Consider the following 923-nt stretch of genomic DNA (forward strand, 5'->3'; position numbering starts at 1 on the left):
GCCTTCGGGTCTAACTATTCGTCGCAGCCGACCGCCTACGGCGGCGGCTGAACTCAGGGCGTTAGTCCCCTCGAAAACCGCTTTATCCAGCGCATGGTTTATCAAACGGCATTCAGTTTCTCAGGCGCTTTTCAGCGCCGGGTTTGCCGTTTCTCCGGGCTTCGCCTGCTGGCGCTGTGCCAGTTTCAGGCTTTTTTGGCCTCTAGCGCTTTCACAGCAAGCGTCAGCAGCTATCATTTTCGCAGTGTCATGCCGCCTCGGTGGCGCAGTGCTTTTTCGCAGTTCGCGCCCGTCGCCAAGTTGGGGCTACCCGTTTTGGCGTCTGTGTCTAACTGTTCGTCGCAGCCGACCGCTACGCGGCCGCTGAACTCAGGGCGTTAGTCCTCTCATATTCCTCTTTATGCAGGCCTACATTCATTCCAGCGCTTCGCCTTTATCCAAGGTTTCTCCTTTGGGTTTTTGGCGCTTTGCCGGGCTTCGCCTGCGTTCGCTTGGTCGGTTTCAGGCCTTTTGGGCCTCTGGCGCTTGTGTAGCAAGCGCTGCTAGCTATCATTCTTGCAGCGCTGCGCCGCTTCCGTGGCCCAGCGCTTTTTCATGGGCCGCGCACGTCTTCAAGGCTGGGCGCCCCCTTTTGGCCTTCGGGTCTAACTCTGCGCTCAAGCGGACTGGCTTTCAGCCAGCCGCTTACCTTGGCCGTTAGTCCCTTCATATTCCGCTTTTATGCAGGCCAGCATTTATTCCAGCGTCTCGCCTTTCTCAGAGCTTTCTCCTTTGGGTTTTTGGCGCTCTGCTGGGCTTCGCCTGCGTGCACAGCGCAAGTTTCATGCCTTTTTGGCCTCCAGCGCTTGCACAGCAAGCGCCACCAGCTATCATTCTTGCAGCGCTGCGCCGCTTCCGTGGCGCAGCGCTTTTTCATGGGCCGC

General features: G+C 58.3%; 3 protein-coding genes. All 3 read left to right on the forward strand.

What is annotated here, in order from left to right; all coding sequences use genetic code 11:
- Window positions 1-93: 93 nt before the first annotated feature.
- Window positions 94-381: a DUF1010 domain-containing protein gene (locus ACFO24_RS06940; RefSeq protein WP_377737666.1), complete on the forward strand. Its 288-nt coding sequence runs from the start codon at window positions 94-96 to the stop codon at window positions 379-381.
- Between the two features lie 19 nt (window positions 382-400).
- The gene (locus ACFO24_RS06945) at window positions 401-700 is read left to right on the forward strand and encodes a DUF1010 domain-containing protein (RefSeq protein WP_111867328.1); all 300 of its coding nucleotides are present in this window, start codon (window positions 401-403) and stop codon (window positions 698-700) included.
- A gap of 20 nt (window positions 701-720) precedes the next feature.
- Window positions 721-923, forward strand: a 203-nt coding sequence (locus ACFO24_RS06950) for a DUF1010 domain-containing protein (protein WP_377737667.1), incomplete at its 3' end; no start/stop codon positions are given.

Origin of the sequence: Comamonas denitrificans, assembly GCF_042654745.1 — a bacterium.
GTDB classification, from domain to species: domain Bacteria; phylum Pseudomonadota; class Gammaproteobacteria; order Burkholderiales; family Burkholderiaceae_C; genus Comamonas; species Comamonas denitrificans.

Bases quoted from the DNA above. Each gene is read 5' to 3' on its own strand.
- ACFO24_RS06940 (WP_377737666.1), top strand. From the start codon at position 94: ATGGTTTATCAAACGGCATTCAGTTTCTCAGGCGCTTTTCAGCGCCGG.
- ACFO24_RS06945 (WP_111867328.1), top strand. From the start codon at position 401: ATGCAGGCCTACATTCATTCCAGCGCTTCGCCTTTATCCAAGGTTTCT.